14 protein-coding genes are annotated in these 17,610 nt (G+C 50.4%); 5 read left to right on the top strand and 9 right to left on the bottom strand.

The genetic code is table 11. The features are described 5' to 3' along the window. Window positions 1–19 precede the first annotated feature (19 nt). From ABEB26_RS21395 to ABEB26_RS21365, 7 genes are all read right to left on the bottom strand, one after another. Window positions 20–1,483, bottom strand: coding sequence for an esterase/lipase family protein (locus ABEB26_RS21395; RefSeq protein WP_345724114.1), 1,464 nt, complete (start codon window positions 1,481–1,483; stop codon window positions 20–22). Beyond that, window positions 1,458–3,305: a TCAD7 domain-containing protein gene (locus ABEB26_RS21390; protein ID WP_345724113.1), complete on the bottom strand. Its 1,848-nt coding sequence runs from the start codon at window positions 3,303–3,305 to the stop codon at window positions 1,458–1,460. The genes ABEB26_RS21395 and ABEB26_RS21390 overlap by 26 nt, the downstream gene beginning before the upstream one ends. Before the next feature lie 137 nt (window positions 3,306–3,442). Next, window positions 3,443–4,012 (bottom strand): hypothetical protein, encoded by a 570-nt coding sequence (locus ABEB26_RS21385; protein WP_345724112.1) that lies wholly within the window; start codon window positions 4,010–4,012, stop codon window positions 3,443–3,445. A 150-nt stretch (window positions 4,013–4,162) separates the two neighbouring features. Next, on the bottom strand, window positions 4,163–5,500 hold the full coding sequence (locus tag ABEB26_RS21380; RefSeq protein ID WP_345724111.1) for an ABC transporter permease: 1,338 nt from the start codon (window positions 5,498–5,500) through the stop codon (window positions 4,163–4,165). Between the two features lie 48 nt (window positions 5,501–5,548). Continuing rightward, window positions 5,549–6,877 (bottom strand): ABC transporter permease, encoded by a 1,329-nt coding sequence (locus ABEB26_RS21375; RefSeq protein ID WP_345724110.1) that lies wholly within the window; start codon window positions 6,875–6,877, stop codon window positions 5,549–5,551. Further along, the gene (locus ABEB26_RS21370) at window positions 6,867–8,402 is read right to left on the bottom strand and encodes an ABC transporter ATP-binding protein (protein ID WP_345724109.1); all 1,536 of its coding nucleotides are present in this window, start codon (window positions 8,400–8,402) and stop codon (window positions 6,867–6,869) included. The genes ABEB26_RS21375 and ABEB26_RS21370 overlap by 11 nt, the downstream gene beginning before the upstream one ends. Before the next feature lie 202 nt (window positions 8,403–8,604). Continuing rightward, complete coding sequence (locus ABEB26_RS21365) at window positions 8,605–9,765, bottom strand: BMP family lipoprotein (RefSeq protein WP_345724108.1); 1,161 nt, start codon at window positions 9,763–9,765, stop codon at window positions 8,605–8,607. Window positions 9,766–10,196: 431 nt separating this feature from the next. Here ABEB26_RS21365 and ABEB26_RS21360 point away from each other — a divergent pair, with 431 nt between their 5' ends. Then, window positions 10,197–11,615, top strand: a complete 1,419-nt coding sequence (locus ABEB26_RS21360; protein WP_345724107.1) for a dihydrolipoyl dehydrogenase family protein — start codon at window positions 10,197–10,199, stop codon at window positions 11,613–11,615. A gap of 109 nt (window positions 11,616–11,724) precedes the next feature. On the opposite strand, the gene ABEB26_RS21355 is transcribed toward ABEB26_RS21360, so the two are convergent. Together ABEB26_RS21355 and ABEB26_RS21350 are read right to left on the bottom strand one after the other, a co-directional pair. Then, window positions 11,725–13,032, bottom strand: coding sequence for a hypothetical protein (locus tag ABEB26_RS21355; protein WP_345724105.1), 1,308 nt, complete (start codon window positions 13,030–13,032; stop codon window positions 11,725–11,727). 120 nt (window positions 13,033–13,152) lie between these two features. Next, complete coding sequence (locus ABEB26_RS21350; RefSeq protein WP_345724104.1) at window positions 13,153–14,379, bottom strand: TolB-like translocation protein; 1,227 nt, start codon at window positions 14,377–14,379, stop codon at window positions 13,153–13,155. 281 nt (window positions 14,380–14,660) lie between these two features. Here ABEB26_RS21350 and ABEB26_RS21345 point away from each other — a divergent pair, with 281 nt between their 5' ends. The 4 genes from ABEB26_RS21345 to ABEB26_RS21330 all read left to right on the top strand — a co-directional run bounded on the left by ABEB26_RS21345 (window position 14,661) and on the right by ABEB26_RS21330 (window position 17,565). Then, entirely contained in the window at window positions 14,661–15,227 is a 567-nt protein-coding gene (locus ABEB26_RS21345) for an RNA polymerase sigma factor (RefSeq protein ID WP_345724103.1), read from the top strand. A 73-nt stretch (window positions 15,228–15,300) separates the two neighbouring features. Continuing rightward, window positions 15,301–15,477, top strand: a complete 177-nt coding sequence (locus tag ABEB26_RS21340; protein ID WP_345724102.1) for a hypothetical protein — start codon at window positions 15,301–15,303, stop codon at window positions 15,475–15,477. Window positions 15,478–15,608: 131 nt separating this feature from the next. Then, window positions 15,609–16,619 (top strand): metal ABC transporter substrate-binding protein, encoded by a 1,011-nt coding sequence (locus tag ABEB26_RS21335; RefSeq protein ID WP_345724101.1) that lies wholly within the window; start codon window positions 15,609–15,611, stop codon window positions 16,617–16,619. 82 nt (window positions 16,620–16,701) lie between these two features. After that, the gene (locus ABEB26_RS21330; RefSeq protein WP_345724100.1) at window positions 16,702–17,565 is read left to right on the top strand and encodes a metal ABC transporter ATP-binding protein; all 864 of its coding nucleotides are present in this window, start codon (window positions 16,702–16,704) and stop codon (window positions 17,563–17,565) included. Window positions 17,566–17,610 lie beyond the last annotated feature (45 nt).

The raw sequence follows: 17,610 nt of genomic DNA, 5'->3' as shown, positions 1-17,610 counted from the left end.
TGATTTTTGACTTCTGCTTTTACCTGAGCCATTCGACTAATTGCTGGTTAACCGCTGGATTACCAAAGAAACTGCTGTGATTGATCCGTTTGTCGGTATCAAATAGAATGCGGCGTTCGCTAGGAATTGACCAGCCGCTACCATCGCTGTTGCCTTGGTAGCCCCCCGCTGTTGGCACAACTCCATCATTGGCCTCGCCAAAGAAATGGTCGATCAATTTATTGCCTTGTTGGCGCATAAAACGCTTGATCCAATTCGGGTCGTTGGGTTGGTAATCGGCGACCATGGCATAGATTTGAGTTTGGCCGGGCTGCCCAGTGTTGAGTTGTTGTAAATAGGTATTTTTGGGAGTCATCGCGGCAAGGCCCGGTAATTTGCGCAAGCCAGCATGGCCAATTAATTTCACAACCGTCAAAATACCTTCCATAATCACGCTGGCGCTGGTATCGGGCAAATCGGCCAACAGCGAGGTATAGCGATCAAGCATGGTTAGCCAGTGTTCGCCATCAGCTAAGGGCGTGCCACGGTTGGGGCAAGCCACCATGACCATTTTGCGCACTCGTAATGGAACGCCCTGCTGTGTCCGACTGAGTAATTCGCGCCCAACCAAGCCGCCACGACTGTGGGTAATGACATCGAGTTCGAGGTTATTGGGCATGGTTTTGAGCAATTCGTCAATATTAGCCTGGGGCGAGACACTCAGCGAAGGGTGATTGAAGGCAAATAAGCGCCCATTGTAGATTTGCTGCAAGCGCCCAATGGTTTCGTTGGGCAAGGCTGCAAAGGCTCCAGTTGCGCTGCTAAATGTACCATGAATCAACAACAAACTACGGCCAGTTTGCATCCGTGACCAATCAACCGGATTGGTATCATTCAGCGGTAAGTTTTGCCAGCCATAAGCGCGTTTGACCGATTCCCACTTGCTAATAATTGCCTCAAGCGTGTTGCCAATCAATTCATCGGTTTTCCATGCAATCACCCGCACAACCTTGCGAATTGCTTTGATCACGCCGCCACGGCGAGCATCTTCGCCTGGTGCTGGCGGTAGCGGTACGATTGGCTCACGTGGTAAGCGATAGGTAACGCTAGCTCCGCCTCGGCGTTGCGTTGCTGGATTTGGGCTTGGCTCAGGGAAAATCCATTGACTATAGCCAGTCGCTTGATCGGTATACAGCACCGCTTGGGCTGTATTGCTGCCAAAATCAGGAGTTTGCAGCACAAAATCGCTGCTGCCGCGCATGGCACCGGGTGGGGGTGGCAGGCTGCTCTCAAGATCGAGGGTGAAGGTTTGGGCTAATTTGCTTTCGGTGCTGATTAATGCCAAATCCAAACCTTTGATCACGCCAGCGCCCGCCTCACCCCGTCGTGGCTCTTGGCTTGGTACGGCGGCATTGCCAGTGATGCCTTGGGCAATAATCCGATAATTTGGGGCAACTTCATGGGCTTGGCTGCTGCCATCAAGCCGCACTTGGTTGTTGGGCATGGGTTGCTCCTTTGCTCGAATAGGCCAAACGCAAGGCTGGATGGCCGTAAAAGATATAGGCAAGGCGGGTGGTGGTGCTATTGGCCACATAACTTAGGCGATATTGTTGCAAAATTGCGCCCAACGGTTGGGCTTGAAAAGCTTGGCTATAAAATTGGGCAGCGAAGCTTCCGGCTGCTTGATCATCAGCTTCCCACAACGGTGCAACAAAACCCGCAGCGCCACTTTTGAGAATTTCGGCGGGGAAGCCTGCTGCTTGGCCTAAGCTCTGGCCTGGGGTGGCAACTTGGCAGGCATTGATAAACACAAAGCTAAATTGGGGTGGGCGGCGGCGAGTGTTGCCAACCAAAGCTTTGGCCGAAATCGCATTATTATCGGCCAAGATAATTTCTTGAATGCGAGCATTGGGTTGGCTGCGGCCATGGACTGCAAAATGTAAAAGATGGCCAGTTTGGGTTGTGGCTTGACTCAACAATGGATCAAGCGCCTGAATCGTGGCTTCGTAGGCTTGGGTTTGCCATTGGGTTTGCAGCATGGTTTGTTCATCAACGGCGTGCACCAATTCAGCTTGGCCTGAATCCCAGCCATAGCGTGAGGCGATGGCACTAATTTGGCTAATGTTGAGTTGATCGGGCGGCATTGGACTGACTTGTGGGTGAATATACCAGCGGGCAAAATGGGTTTGGGCGGCCCAATACAGCGGCTGATCGCCAGCTAACAAGGGTGCTTCGACCATCGCCAATTCCCAAGGCAAAGATAAATCGTTACTGCGCAGCAAAACTGTTAGTGGGCGCTGCAATTTCTGGGCTAAATCACTGTGTAATTGCCAAATTGGGCTTGGCACAAATTGGCCTAGATCGCTGGCAAGGGCTTCAAGTTCGCGTTGCGCCAACAATAAACTTGGATTGACCGCCGCACCCAACAGATCGACGGCGCAATTTTGGGCGGCCTGCTCGGATAAGGCTTGCTGGCTCGGCAAATTGTGCACTGGCGTAAAGGCTTGATCATGGGGCATTGCCGTCCATTTGAACGTATCGCCATCGCGCCGCAGGTTGATCAGCAGATCAACCGGAGTTGAGCCAAAATCAAACGGGCTAGCGTCGCTAGGCTCTGGCTCGGCGTTGCTATCGACCAACACAACCCGCTCGGCATGGCCCACCAATTGGCGTTGCCGATAGTAATCGACATACATCATACAGCGGCCTGTGCGGGTTGGCGTGGCCTTGAAAAACAGCGTGGCCTGCATGTCAAAGGCCAATTCGGCTTGCTCACGATCAAATTGTAAGCCATCGCCGCTGAGCATAATCGTGCACTGCTCATCAACTTGCAAGCCATGAATGACAATCGGGTTATGGCCGCCGATTAAGCCTGCATCAGGCGTATCGCGAAAGCCCACCGCTAGATCAAAGGCTTGGTTAAGTTGGGCATGATTTGGGGCTACGACTGAGGGATAAGCCTTGAAGAACGGATCGAATTCTGTGCCTTTGGCTTGAGCACTGGGATTGATTACGCCTTGCAAATGGTGCTGATCGTCAAGCACAACACTCAGATATTCAGCATTTTCAAGTTGATTGCTGTTGAGGGTGGGGCTGGCTGAAGTTTCTTGCAAATTAAGTGCTAGATAGATCGCAACATCGGGGTGATGGGGACTTAAGTCTTTTTGGACAACTTCGAGTCGGTAAACATACCAATAGGTTTGCGGCTCAGTGCGCTGAATAACCACATATTCGGCTTGGCTATGGGCGAGCAATAATTGGGCTTGAGCGACTGTCCAGCCTGCTTGAAGCACCAATAACCGGCGGTTAATCGACCTAGACGACATAGCAAACTCCCAATGATCCAGCGTGACTCATTAAATCAACGTTTGAGGATTGGAATTATTGAATTTTGGCTAGGTTGTGAGGCTGAATTGACTTGGCCAAGCCCTCAATCAGCGAGGGCTTGGCTAAGCTTGAGGTATTAATTACGGCGGATTCGAATGCCTTGAATAACCCAATCTGAACCGACGCGAATCATTTTTACGGTGTAGGTTCCCGAACCACTTGAATAATTGAGTGCTCCGGTCATATCAAGGGTTGCTGCTTCGCCGGTATTGCTATTGGCACTGGTGTTACTTGGTATCGCGCCAAGGCCTGTATAGCCTTCAAATAGCTCACGTTGGCTCAATAAACCTTCGAGTTCAGCATCGGGGAGCACGCTGCTATCCACCAGGGCTTTGGCGGCGTTGAAATCATTAGCAACCCCGGCCTTCATAAAGTTATCAACGGTTGCCGTAGCATCCCCAACCGTGCTTTTGAATATGAAATAACCCCCAATCCCACAAAGCAACAATAAGACAAGCGATCCAATAATCCCAAATTTGAGACAACCGCCGCGCTTTTGAGGTTGTGGTGGGTAACCATAGGGCTGTTGACCATACGGCGGGTAACCTGGCTGTTGTGGTGGGTAGCCTGGTTGTTGACCATACGGTTGTTGCGGTGGATAGCCTGGTTGCTGCGGTTGTTGACCATATGGTGGTTGATTGCTCACAAAATACCTCCAAGAACACACAAAATTGAGTTACAAACCTAGTATAGACGATGGCTTGGCTGCTGAGAAGAGCAAGAACAATGCACTTAAACGCCAATGCCACTCCGCGTTGCTACGGAATGGCATTGAACAAGGTTGCGCAAAGGCTGCTTATTTTTCGTACACTTTGCCCGAGGCGGCTGGTGGTCGGGCGCGGCCAATCACCCCAGCTAATACAATTAGCGTTACCACATACGGCAACATTTGCATAAATTGCGATGGCAAATCGAAGCTATAGGCCTGTACTTTGAGCTGCAAGGCATCGGCAGATGAGAAGAGCAACGAGCCACCAAAGGCTCCAATTGGATTCCACTTGCCGAAGATCATCGCGGCCAATGAGATAAAACCTTGACCACTGGTCATGCCATCGTCAAAGCCAAACGAGCCTTCTAGTGAGAACCAAGCCCCTGCTACCCCAGCGATCATCCCGCCAATAATTACGTTGCGATAACGCATGCGATTGACGTTGATCCCGACGGTATCGGCAGCTTTGGGGTGTTCGCCGATTGCGCGGGTTCGCAAGCCCCAAACCGTGCGAAACAGGAAGAAGTTTAGGCCAAACACCATCAGAATCATCAAATAGGTGATTGGTTTGTGATCAAACAGAATCGGTCCAAGCAATGGGATATCGGCCAACGGCCCAAGTGGCATTTGCGGCAAGCCTGTTCGCAAGGGCGATTCAAATTTGAGCAAAAAGTTGGTGCGGGTAAAACCGGTAATCCCAACTGCCATAATATTGATCACCGTACCGCTGATTACTTGGTCAACTTTGAAGCGAATTGAGAGCCAAGCATGCAAGGCAGCCATCATGCCGCCAGTTACGATTGCGCCCAAAATTCCGATGATCAAGGGCATCCAAACGACACCTCTGACGGCACTTTCGGGCAAGGCATCGCCATAGATTGCGCGGGCTGAGATCGCGGCAGCAGCATAGCCAAAACAGGCTGCCGTCAACATCATGCCTTCGATCCCGATATTGACCACACCTGAGCGCTCACAGACGATCCCTGCCAGTGCCCCAATTGCGATTGGTGTGCCAAGCCGCACCACCCGCGAGAGTGTATCCGAGAGGTCAACGCTGTTGTTGGCGACCGCCCAGAGCAAAATCGAAAAGAAACCAAGGGCAATTACGCTGCTCATATACGGAGCAACCCAACCGCGTTCAGGATTCTTGGCGATCAGCGAGCCACCTGCTAACACTAATGCCCCACAGATCAAGCTAATCGTGATCATGGTGGGCAGTTCGATCGCGGCGACTGGCGGTGCTTTGGGATCTTCCTTCATTTTGGCACTATCGGGAATTCGAATCGTGCTAGTAAAACCCCAAATTGATTGGATTTTGCTTTTTTCAGTGATTTTATTGCCGAGGCTGTTATTGACTGCAAAAATCAGGACAATCGCGATGAAAATCCCGAGCAGGCCAACCCCGCGTGCGCGTGTAAATTTCATACAAATCCACCGTAAAGGTTAAAAAATTCAAGAGCGACGGCGCTGGCGCTACTTACCCCAGCTACGGTTAAACGTGATTTTGCCACCTTCAGCTTGCTTGATACGATAAATCCAGCGCACAATTTGGTCGGCAGCAATAAACATAATCACTAAAGCTTGAATAATGTTGATCAGGTTGATTGAAATCCCCGTGTTAATTTGCATCGCGCCTGCGCCCGTGCGTAACGCGCCCCAGAACAGCGCTGCCGGAACAATCGCAATTGGATTACTCTTGGCGAGCAAGGCAATTGCCAAACTATCGAAGCCCAAGCCACTGGAGAACACGGCCTTGAGGTTATATTCCAAGCCAATTACTTGACTTGTGCCAGCCAAGCCCGCCAACGCGCCTGAAATGCCCATTGCTCCAACCACCGTGCCAGTGATATTCATGCCAGCATAGCGGGCGGCTTCGGGGTTTTCGCCCACGGTTTTGATTTCAAAGCCTTTGGGTGTGCGATTCATCAACCACCAAATTAGGCCAACCATGAGAAATGCAATCACAATCCCCATGTGAATCCGTAGATCCCAAGCGCTGTCGGTGGTTGTAAATAAACGCGGATAGGCTTGCCCACCCGTTAAACTTGGGTCAGTAGCTTTACTGACAATCCGCGGCAAGGCAGCATTTTCGTGGATGAAGGGCGTGCGTTGCAGGGTGGCGCTTTTATCTTTCATCACGCCGTTGATCAGATAATCCATAATTTGCAGGGCAATATAGTTGAGCATGATTGTCGTAATAACTTCATGCGCTCCAGTTTTGGCCCTGAGATAGCCTGGAATAATCCCCCACATTGCGCCAGCCAATACCCCCGCCAGCAAAGCTGCTGGCAAGTGAATAATCGCTGGTAGTGAGGCAACGCCGAACCATTGGGGCATAAAAGCGGCAACAGCGACGCTACCAAGTGCGCCCATCAACAATTGACCTTCAGCGCCAACATTGAACAAGCCAGCCTTAAAGGTGACTGCCACGGCCAAACCAGCCAAAATGTAGGGCGTTGATTCAACTAGGGTATTGCTGATTGCACCTGGAATTGTGCTTGGTTTGCTCCAATCGCCAAATGCGCCTGAGAACAAACCAGTGAAGGCACTCAGCGTTACCCGTAAACGTTCGGGCAAGGTGCTGAAAAACCAATCGCTGCGGCTGCCATACAAGCTCAGATCAAAGGCTGGCAGCTTATTGCTGGGAATTGAAATAAAGACGATCACTGCGCCGATCAAGACCGCCGTTAGAATTGCCAAGAGCGGCACGATTGCTTCACTAAGCCAAGGCAAGCTAGGTTTGGTGGGCTTGGGTTCGGCGGGTTTTTGGGTCTCAGCGGGGGCTTGTTGCTCATTTGCCATTGGGTTGCTCCTGAATACCGGCCATCAACAGGCCAACACGCTCGCGCGTAGCTTCGGCAATCGGGAGAATGCCAACAATCTTGCCGTGGTACATCACAGCAACGCGGTCGGCTAAGGCCAGCACTTCATCAAGCTCTGCCGAAACCAATAAGACCGCTAGCCCTGCATCGCGCTGTTTAATAATTTGGTTGTGAATAAATTCAATCGAGCCAACGTCAATCCCGCGCGTCGGTTGTGAAGCAATCAGCAAGCGGTTTTCGCGGGTAAATTCACGCGCCACAATAATTTTTTGTTGATTACCACCTGACAGCGAACCAGCAGTGGTAGTGGCGCTGGGTGTGCGCACATCAAAAGTTTCAATCAGTTCTTTGGCATTTTCGTCGATTGCCGCATCGTTGAAGGTCAAGCCTTTGGTAAATGGTGCTTTGTAATAGGTTGAAAGCACCAAATTATCGCGGATGCTATAGCCAAGCACCAAGCCTGTGCCTTTGCGATCTTCGGGAATGTAGGCGACACCTTGTTCAGTAATTGAGCGCGGCGGGCGATTGGTAATATCTTTGCCCAGTAACTCAATTGAGCCAGTTGGCAAATGCTGTAAGCCTGTAATCGCCTCAACCAACTCAGTTTGGCCGTTGCCTTGCACCCCTGCAATTCCCAAAACCTCGCCAGCATGGACATCGAGCGAGACATCATCAAGCACGGTTATGCCACGCTCATCGCGTAGTTTGAGGTTGCGAACTTTCAATACCGCATCGCCAGGATTGGCCGTAGTTTTGTCAACTTTCAAGACAACATCGCGACCAACCATCAGCGCGGCTAATTGACCTTCGCTGGCAGTTTTGGGGTCTGCGTCGCCGACAACCTTACCACGGCGCAACACCGTAATTCGGTCGGCAACTTCGCGCACTTCACGTAATTTGTGAGTAATAAAAATCAGCGCCTTGCCCTGATCGGCCAATTCACGCATAACCCGAAAAAGGTCATCGGCCTCTTGGGGAGTCAATACGGCAGTTGGTTCATCGAGAATCAACATATTGACATTGCGATAGAGCGCCTTCAAAATTTCGACCCGTTGCTGCACACCGACCGGTAAATCGCCGACGATGGCATCGGGTGGTACGGCCAAGCCATATTGCTCGGAAAGCTCGCGCACCCGTTGACTGGCTTCTTTGGCATTGAGAATCGGACCATTGCGCAATTCAGTGCCCAGAATAATGTTCTCGGTGACCGTTAGGGTATCAACGAGCGCATATTCTTGGTGTACCATGCCTAAACCAAGCCGAATCGCATCAGCCGGATTTTTGATCTTGGCCAATTTGCCGTTGATCAAAATCTCGCCTTGATCGGGGTCATACAAGCCGTACAAGATGTTCATGAGGGTGGATTTACCCGCGCCATTTTCACCAAGGAAGGCGTGGATTTCACCGGGGAGTAGGGTAAAAGAGATCTGGTCGTTGGCCAAAACCCCGGGGAATTGCTTGGTGATATTGCGGACTTCCAACGCAGGTACGACGTTCGCTGTCACACAAGACTCCTAGTTAATCAAAGAGGCAGCATTGCCTCAAATATGCAGAACAACCACGCTGTTGGCTGCCAGACGGTGGCAAAACGTGTCCCGGGTTGTTCGAGTTGCTGTGCTGTATATGCTGATAATACCACACAAAAAGTAGAAGGGCTGCGTCATGACGAACGCAGCCCTTCCACGGGGTTGTGCCTTGCGGCAACAATTAGTTCAAGGTAACGCCAGTGGTAATCGTGCCATCGGCCAAGCCCTTCTTGATTTCGTCAAGTTTGGCTTTAGCGTCGGCTGGCAAGGCTGATTCAGCATCGTGGAATGGAGCGTAGTCGATCCCGCCGTTTGCAGCGTTGCCCAAGTACAAGCCACCAGCGAAGGTGCCATCGACAACTTCCTTGACCACATCGAACACAGCGTTGTCAACGCGCTTCATAGCGCTGGTGATCAACATTGGGGCTGGGCCTTTTTTGAAGGTGGTGTTGTATTCGTCTTGGTCAACGCCAATCACGAAGACATTGTTATCGGCAGCGGTCTTGATTGCGCCTGAGCCAGTTTGGCCACCAGCACCGAAGATTACGTCTGCGCCTTCAGCGATTTGGGTTTTAGCAGCTTCGCCGCCAGCGGTTGGGTCGGTGAATGAGTCGATGTAAACTTTGCTGACTTGGATGTCGGCGTTGACGTATTTAGCGCCAGCTTCGTAACCAAGCACAAACTTCTTGACCGCAGGAACTTGTTCCTTACCGCCAACAGCACCGATTTTGCCGCTCTTTGAAACCATTGCGGCCAAAGCGCCAGCGATAAAGGCTGATTCATCTTCTGAGAAGACCAAGCCCTTGACGTTTGTTAATGCTGGTTCGTAAGCGAAGTCAACAATGGCAAACTTCAAGTCAGGGTATTTTGAAGCAGCGGCTTTGATTGCATCGCCCATCAAGAAGCCTACGCCGATGATCAAATCATAGCCTTGGCTAGCGAATTGTTCGATGTTCTTTTCGTAGTCTTTTGGATCGATGGTTTCGATGTAGTCGATCTTCACGCCGAGTTCGGTTTCGGCGCGTTTCAAGCCTTCGAAAGCGAATTGGTTGAAGGTACCGTCATCGACTTTACCAACGTCGGTAACCAAACCGATTTTGATGTCGCTCGGGTTGCTAGCACCGGTGGTTGCTTCGGCGGTTGCCGCAGCGGTTGCCACAGCGGTTGCTTCGGTGGCTGGGCTAGCGGTTACTTCGGCAGCAGCAGTTGCCGTTGGAGCAGCTGCTTCGGTGGTGGCGGTAGCCGCTGGAGCTGTGGTTGCAGCGGTTTCGGTGCCACAAGCAGCCAACACCGGAATCATCAAGACCAACAGCATCATGAACGCAATCATGCGTTTGTTCATGGGAGGAACCCTCCTAAAATAAAAGTGTATCTGTAGCTCCCCAAAAACCATGTCACCCGCAACGCGTGGGGAATGGCGACATGCATTGGCGTTGATTATAACATAACACGGCGCAGTATAAAGTATGAGGGATGAGGGATGAGGGATAAGGGATAAGGGATAAGGGATGAGGGTGGCTATCGGAGATTGGTTGGAAACGTCAATAGCCAATAAATATTTCGCAATCGTTTAGAATTGCTTGGCAAGTGTGGCAGTATAGTAAAGAGCATAGAACATAAAGTTTGGGGATCGGTTGTTGGGGGGCGGGGTTTGGACGATACATTTCTGGGTTTAAATGCTTTGCGATCTTCGCGATCTTCGCGGTTTCGATTTTTGTATCCTGCGTGGATTACTGACCCCTGGCCCCTGATCCCTCGATATAAGGAGCATGCATGGACGATTTACTGGTAATTGGTGGCGGCTCGGCGGGGATTACCTTTGCAAAATTTGGCGCTTCGTTGGGGGCAAAAATTACCGTAATCGAGGCCAATAAGCTCGGTGGCGATTGTACTTGGACTGGCTGTGTGCCCAGTAAAAGCTTAATTCACGCTGCCAAAATTGCCCATACAACGGCAACCGCTGCCCGTTATGGGATTACCGCCCAGCCAAGTATCGATTTTGCTGCGGTGATGGGCTATGTGCATTCGGTGCAACAGCAAATTTATCAACACGACGATGCGCCTGAGGTGCTGCACCAAGCAGGTGCACGGGTGATCGAAGGTCGTGCGCGTTTTTATGATGATCAAACTGTCGAAGTTAATGGCGAATTGCTGCGGGCTAAGCACTTTTGCATCGCGACTGGCTCGCATCCCAAAATTCCGACCATCCCGGGTTTGGCCGAGGCGGGCTATCTTACCAACGAAGATGTGTTTTTGTTAGAACAATTGCCTAAGCGGATTGTTGTGCTTGGTGGTGGGCCGATTGGCTGTGAGCTAGGTCAAGCACTGTTTCGCTTGGGAGCAGAAGTGACAATTATTCAACAAGGCCCACGGCTGTTGCCCAAAGATGATCATGCCATGGGCGCGGCTTTGGCTCAAGCGCTTAAAGCCGAGGGCTTGCAAATTTACCTCAACACCAAAACCCTCAAAGTCGAACTTCAGGCTGACGCAAAACAGCTCACGATTCAAACTGCCACTAACGAACCCCAAACCATCGTTGCTGACGCAATTTTAGTCGCGGCGGGTCGTACTCCAAATCTCCATAATTTAGGTTTGGATGCAGCAGGCATTTTGTATGACCCCGAACAGCGGATTCATGTTGACCAATATTTGCGCACCAGTAACCCACGGGTGTTTGCCTGTGGCGATGTGATTGGGCGCTATCAATTTACCCATGTAGCAGCCCAAGAAGCAGGTTTGGTGCTGCGCAATGCACTTTTTCCAGGCCAAAGCGCCATGAAATACGAATTAGTGCCTTGGGCGACCTTTACCGATCCCGAGGTAGGCCATGTGGGCTTGAATGAAGACCAAGCGCGGGCCAAGTATGGCAGTAGTTTGCGGGTATATGAGTTGCCGTGGAGTGCCAACGACCGTGCTCGTACCGAGGATTCAACTCAAGGCTTTATCAAAATTTTGGCGGTTGGCCGCAAAGAGCAAATCGTCGGCGTGCATATTATCGGCCAAGGCGCTGGCGATATGATCAATGCAGCAGTGCTGGCGATGGGTACAGGCGTAAGCGCATCTAAGTTAGGTGGCTTGATTAATGTTTATCCAACCCGCTCGCAAGGCCTCAAAATGACTGCTCAACGCTCGTTTACCCGCTGGCTCGAAAAGCCACTGTTGCAACGAGCATTACGTTGGTATTTTCGCTAAGTTGAGGCCTAGGGCAAAGTCGTAACAGGCTAAAACTAAAATCCAACCGCTAGAGATCAACTTCTCTAGCGGTGGCAAATCACTCGTTTAGGTGATTGTGGCTCTAAATTTAGAGCGTAATTCGGTGATAGATGGTTACTTTATATTGTTGATCAGTGGTTTCAAACGTGATGGCGTAAATCCCTACGAGATCAAGATTGTTGGTACGGAACGCGACATCACGTCCAGCATTACCATCGCCATCAACGGTTACCTTGAATCGTGCAGTACTAATTGAGCCGTTAGGAGCCGTAATATAGACTGATACGATTGAATTTTGCTCAAAGCCATAAGCACCATAATGGAATACTTGGCCAATTGGGCCAGTATCAGGGTAGGCGTAGCCATTGGGCGATGAAGCGGGAACAACACCATAATCGGTTGTTGGAGTTTGAGCAGGAGTATAGAGTTCAAAGTAGGCTACCCCGCTTGAGCGTCCACCTTCAACGGTAATTCCATAAACCCCCGGTTTGGCATTGGCTGGTAATGCCCCAACCAGCGAAAATGTTCCATCGGTTTGGCTTCGGCTATTGCCAATGACCACTGGAAAGGTTATTACTTCGCCATTAGGTTGAGTTACATAGGCAAACATTGTTTGATTTGGCTCGAATTTGCCTGAAACCGCAAATAATGAGCCGCCCGCCACACAGGTTTCAGCAAGGCTAATTACACTAGGAGCCGGAAAAACCGCTGTACAACGCTGTGGTTCTGGGGTTGGGATTGGGGTTGGAATCGGCGTTGGCTGTGGCTCGATAATTGGTTGAAAAACTTCTTTACCCAACAAGCCTAGCAGCACTTTAAATTCATCGGGATTATTGGGATGCCACTCGAAACGTGCCCGTTCAAACCATTGGGTCATCACCGTATCGCCATTGGCATTGGTTTCCATTTGAGGCGTGGTCAGTGGTAAGCCAAATAGTTGTAATGAGCGAGCATAACGATCCAAGCCTGGCACTGCCAAGCCATGATTTTGCCAATATTGTTTAAATCCGGCACTTGAAGTTTGATCACAAACGTTGTGGCCAGTTTCGGCAAACCATAAACAACCATCAATTGGGCCTGATTCGGGTGCTTCTGGTTGGCGATTGAGCAAGGCCAAGCGTTCTTTGCCGATTAGGCCCAACTGCACTTCATAGGGTGTATTGGCATTGGCTGGCCATGCTTCGAGCCGATGGCGCTCTGTCCATTGTAAGCTATGGTCACTTTGTGCAGTTGCCGCACTAATTGGATAACCAAAAACTGGCAAAGCCCCATTTTCTTCCCAATAGTCAGCAAACGGATCATTCAGACAATATTCGGTGGCCTGATTGAAACACAACTCATGGGCCGATGCAGCGCGTGGCAATAAACTTAGCGCTAGCAAGGTTAGCGTACTCATGATAATTCGACGCATCATCAAATCTCAACGAGGGGATTGCTGGTAGCGATCAGTGGCTCCCTCATGACCACTGGCCTGCATGGCGATTATAGCATCGCTACCAGAATCAAGTCTAGTGGCTCACGGCACGGCAACCCCAAATGCTCCTGTCGTAAGTTGCTGTTCTGCGCCTGTTTCAACATGAATTTGCCAAACCCCGTCGCTGCTATTGTTGAGCAGATATTGGCTATCGCTCGACCAGAAGGTTAACGAGGCGGCATATTGGTCAAAGTAGGGCAATACATTCAAAAAAGGCCCACTTGGCGCAAACGATTTAAGCCGTTTAACTTGGCCTGATTCGACATTCAGGACTTCCCAATGCACTTGCACCCCAGTTTGAGTTTGGCGACTGACCTTGATAATGCCTGCATCGCCGCTGGGGCCGCGTGGGCGAGCATCGGCAACCAACAAGGCCACCGAATGCCCATCAGGCGACCAGAAAAATGCCAATGGACGCGCAGTTTCAAAACTTTGGCTTTTGCCTGTGGCAATTGTTTGAATCATCAAGCCTGAGCGGGTTTGCAGGCCAAAGGTTTGGTAGGCCACTTTGGCACGGTCGGGCGAAAGCACAAACATAAAGCCATCGCTGGTTGGTTCGCTCAAGGCTTGTTGCCCCGCCTGATCAATCTTCATCAGTTGATTGATCTCGCCATCAGCCACCACCACCACCCGAGCCGAGCCATCAGCATTCCAAGCAGGAGCTTGAAAATCGCCAGCAGTTTCCTTGAAAAAGGTTAAATCTTTGGATTGAACTGAGTGGACTGCTGTGTTGCCAACCGGAGTGCCGCCGCCAGTGTGCAACAGCAAAGCGCTGCTATCGGGTTTCCAAGCGAAATACGATGGTTGACCATCACGCACTTTATGCGCTACTTCCGAGCCATCAGCGGGCACAACATACAATTCCATGGTTGTGCCCGACGCTAAAAAGGCCAGCATTTGGCTATTGGGCGACCAGTAAAGATAAAACGGGCGCAGGTTGAAATCGCTGAAAACTGTGCGAGCGGGGCTGCCATCGAAGGCTTGTACCCGAATTTCGATCACCGTGGGCGTTAGTTGAATATAGGCTACGTGTTGGCCATCGGGCGCAGGCGTAACCTGAATATATTGCACGATTGATGAGGCATCGTTGGTCAAGGTTAATGATTGATTATGACTATCGATCAGTTGAATATTGCCAGCTTGATCTTGAACGAGCGTTCGATTGAGCTTAACTGCTGGTTGATCGCGTTGCCACCAGCCAATTCCAACCGCCAAACCGAGGCCAACAACTCCACCGATTAACAGTAGCCAACGAATGCGTCGTCGCATGACATCGCCTCCTATTAAATTGCAACCGTTCAATGAATCCCCAATTAGTCCACTGAATGGTATAGGATTAAGCCTATCACGAATCGGCTTACGATCCACCTAACTAGGCCTTTTTTAACCTAGGACTATTGCGCTATTTTGGGCTGAACCTATGTTACTCATGGGTCTATCCAAAAGTCGTGTTCTTGGATACGGGGCTTAGCAGGCGCTTGTGCTAAAGTTGCAACACCGCTGAATTGAGCCTATAGATTGCTGATTATTCCTAGCGAAGGACTGTTGTGATGCTTGCTTTTCAACCTAGCAGCCAAGAATTAAATGAAGCTAGTCTGGTTGCTGGGTTGCGCCAGCGCGACGATGCGGCCTTTAATTATTTTTTACAAACCTTCGCACCACAGCTGCAACGCTTAGCTCGGCGCTATGTTTACTCCGATGATGAAGCTGATGATATTGTGCAAGAGAGTTTTATTCGTGCTGCTGAGCATATTAATCGCTTTGAAGGCCGTAGTAGCCTCGGCACATGGCTGCATCGGATTACGATTAATGCTGCGCTTGATTATCGCCGTCGCCAACGACCCCAAACCAACTTGAATGAACTGGATGAGCGAATGAGTGTTGGCGATTTGGGCGATGCAACGCTTTCGGCTGAATTAAGCCAATATATTTATGCAGCACTGGAAACACTGCCAACTCGCCAACGCATGGCGATCAATTTGTGTTATTTGCAAGGAATGACTGCCCAAGAGGCCTCATGCTCGTTGGGAATTAGCCCCGACACCGTGTATGGCTATTTGCAACAAGCCTACCCCACCTTGCGCCGCGCTTTGGCTTGTTATATGGCCGAAGTTTGAAACACCTTTTTGATTTGGGGCGTATAGCTGCTGCAACATCCATCTGGCGGCAGTTCCCGCAAGGAGGTGTCCTATGCAAATCACACTTATGGTGATGTTGTGTGTCGTTGGAGCACTTGCACTAGTGCTGGGGGAAGCCCATATGCTGCAAGTTCCAGCTAGTAGCCAATCGATTTCCCTCTATACTTGGCGATTGGCAGTCTATTTGATGTTAATTCTCAGCACATTAAGCATTATTGCGGTATTATGATACCGATGTGCTGATATCCATCGGCTCATTGCCCTCCAGGCAATGGGCTTTTTTTTGACAAAAAACCATTTATTGAGATATTATCTCTTTTATACTGAGATTAATATCAATTAGCTAAGGATTTCAATTCAATGCGTCGATATAGTTTAGTGTTGTTGCTGGTGTTGATGGTTGGTTGTGGCCAAAGCACTGCCACAGTTCAGCCAAGCCAAGTTAGCCAAAGCCAACAACAAACCACCACCGCTGATCAAATTATGCCAACGGCAACGACAATTAGCACCGCGCCAGTCAGCCAAATTCGCGTCGTCACAACCATGAGCATTTTGGCCGATGTGATCAAGCAAGTTGGTGGCGAACGGGTGATTGTTGATAATATTATTCCCTTGGGTGCTGGCCCTGAAGATTATCAAGCTACGCCTGGCGATAGCCAAAAAATCGCCGATGCCAATATTGTGTTCTTCAATGGTCATGCGCTTGAGGAATGGCTCGAACCCTTGTTTGAAAATGCTGGGGGCAGCGAGCAGCCACGAGTTGAATTATCGGCTGGCTTTGAAGTGATTGAGGAAGAACACGCCGACGAAGAACACGCTGATGAAGAACATGCTGATGAGCACGCTCACGAAGAGGGCAACCCGCACTTTTGGCTCGACCCAACCTATGTCATGTCGTATACCTTGACAATTCGCGACCAACTCAGCGCGATCGATCCTAGTGGCAAAGATGTGTATACAGCTAATGCCGAGGCTTATCTCGGACAACTGCAAGCGCTCGACCAAGAATTACAAGGCTTGGCAGCCCAAATTCCGGCTGAACGGCGTAAACTGGTGACCAACCACGATGCTTTTCCTTATTTTGCCCATCACTATGGCTTTGAGGTTGCTGGGGTATTGTTGGAAAACCCCGAAGCTGAGCTTTCGGCTGGCGATTTAGCAGCCTTAGTCGAGAGCGTCAAGGCCAGTGGTGTGCCGGCAATTTTCTCTGAATCGCAGTTCAACCAAAAAACTGCCCAATTACTGGCTGATGAAGCTGGGATTGAGACAATTGCGGTGTTGTATACCGACACTTTAGGCAGCGATACTGCAACTTCCTATATCGACATGATGCGGTACAATATGAATACTATTGTTGCTGCGCTCAAATAACGCACACGTGATGTACGGCAGTAGCTATAGGAACAGCAGCGGCTGTTACCTATAGCTTCTTGCGTTAACGAAGGATTTTTCTATGGCAGCGGTTGCTTCCCAAGCGCATATTCGGCTTCAATCGACCACCAGTCTGGCTCCAGCGCTTGAAGTTCGTCAACTTACTATTCGGTATGATCAACGCACAGTGCTTAGCGATGTTTCGTTTCAGGCCCAATCTAGCCAATTAATTGGGATTATCGGCCCCAACGGGGCTGGCAAAACCTCATTGATCAAAGCAATTTTAGGCCTAATTCCTTCAACAGGCCAAATTTTGGTGGCTGGTCAAGCCTTGGCCAAGCGTTCGCGCAAAGTGGCCTATGTCCCGCAAATTAGCGCGGTCAATTGGCGCTTTCCGGCCAGTGTACGCGATGTTGTGCTGATGGGGCGTTATGGCCAGCTTGGTTGGCTGCGTCGCCCGAAAAAAGCCGATTATGCCCTCGCCGATGCTGCGCTCGAACAAGTCAATATGCAAGATTTTGCCGAACGCTCAATCGCTGATCTTTCTGGTGGTCAGCAACAGCGGGTCTTTTTAGCGCGAGCATTGGCCCAAGAACCCGATGTTTTGCTGCTTGATGAGCCAATCAGCGGCGTTGATGTACCAACTCAAGAGGTCATTTTGCATCTGCTGCGCGATCTGAGCAGTGCAGGCCGCACGCTTTTAGTCACGACCCACCATTTGCAACATCTTGAACATCATTTTGATGCGTTGCTTTGCTTGAACCAACGCCTGATTGCCTATGGCCCGCCGACCGCCGTTATGACTCGCGAAGTGGTTGAAGCCACCTTTGGTCGTTCGTTGGTTTTAGTGCCAAGCGCTGAGCGCATCATTCTCGATTGCAACCATGGCAATTGCACCGAAAAACAGGCTTTGACTGATAGTAATACTGCTAATAATGTAAATTAGAGTAAACCTGATCCCTAGCCCCTGACCCCTGGCCCCTGCCAGCTA

This window comes from Herpetosiphon gulosus (genome assembly GCF_039545135.1).
Classification (GTDB): Bacteria; Chloroflexota; Chloroflexia; order Chloroflexales; family Herpetosiphonaceae; genus Herpetosiphon; species Herpetosiphon gulosus.
This window is presented reverse-complemented; position numbering and strand designations above follow the sequence as displayed.

Bases quoted from the DNA above. Each gene is read 5' to 3' on its own strand.
- ABEB26_RS21395 (WP_345724114.1), bottom strand. From the start codon at position 1,483: ATGCCCAACAACCAAGTGCGGCTTGATGGCAGCAGCCAAGCCCATGAA.
- ABEB26_RS21390 (WP_345724113.1), bottom strand. From the start codon at position 3,305: ATGTCGTCTAGGTCGATTAACCGCCGGTTATTGGTGCTTCAAGCAGGC.
- ABEB26_RS21380 (WP_345724111.1), bottom strand. From the start codon at position 5,500: ATGAAATTTACACGCGCACGCGGGGTTGGCCTGCTCGGGATTTTCATC.
- ABEB26_RS21375 (WP_345724110.1), bottom strand. From the start codon at position 6,877: ATGGCAAATGAGCAACAAGCCCCCGCTGAGACCCAAAAACCCGCCGAA.
- ABEB26_RS21365 (WP_345724108.1), bottom strand. From the start codon at position 9,765: ATGAACAAACGCATGATTGCGTTCATGATGCTGTTGGTCTTGATGATT.
- ABEB26_RS21360 (WP_345724107.1), top strand. From the start codon at position 10,197: ATGGACGATTTACTGGTAATTGGTGGCGGCTCGGCGGGGATTACCTTT.
- ABEB26_RS21355 (WP_345724105.1), bottom strand. From the start codon at position 13,032: ATGAGTACGCTAACCTTGCTAGCGCTAAGTTTATTGCCACGCGCTGCA.
- ABEB26_RS21350 (WP_345724104.1), bottom strand. From the start codon at position 14,379: ATGCGACGACGCATTCGTTGGCTACTGTTAATCGGTGGAGTTGTTGGC.
- ABEB26_RS21345 (WP_345724103.1), top strand. From the start codon at position 14,661: ATGCTTGCTTTTCAACCTAGCAGCCAAGAATTAAATGAAGCTAGTCTG.
- ABEB26_RS21340 (WP_345724102.1), top strand. From the start codon at position 15,301: ATGCAAATCACACTTATGGTGATGTTGTGTGTCGTTGGAGCACTTGCA.
- ABEB26_RS21335 (WP_345724101.1), top strand. From the start codon at position 15,609: ATGCGTCGATATAGTTTAGTGTTGTTGCTGGTGTTGATGGTTGGTTGT.
- ABEB26_RS21330 (WP_345724100.1), top strand. From the start codon at position 16,702: ATGGCAGCGGTTGCTTCCCAAGCGCATATTCGGCTTCAATCGACCACC.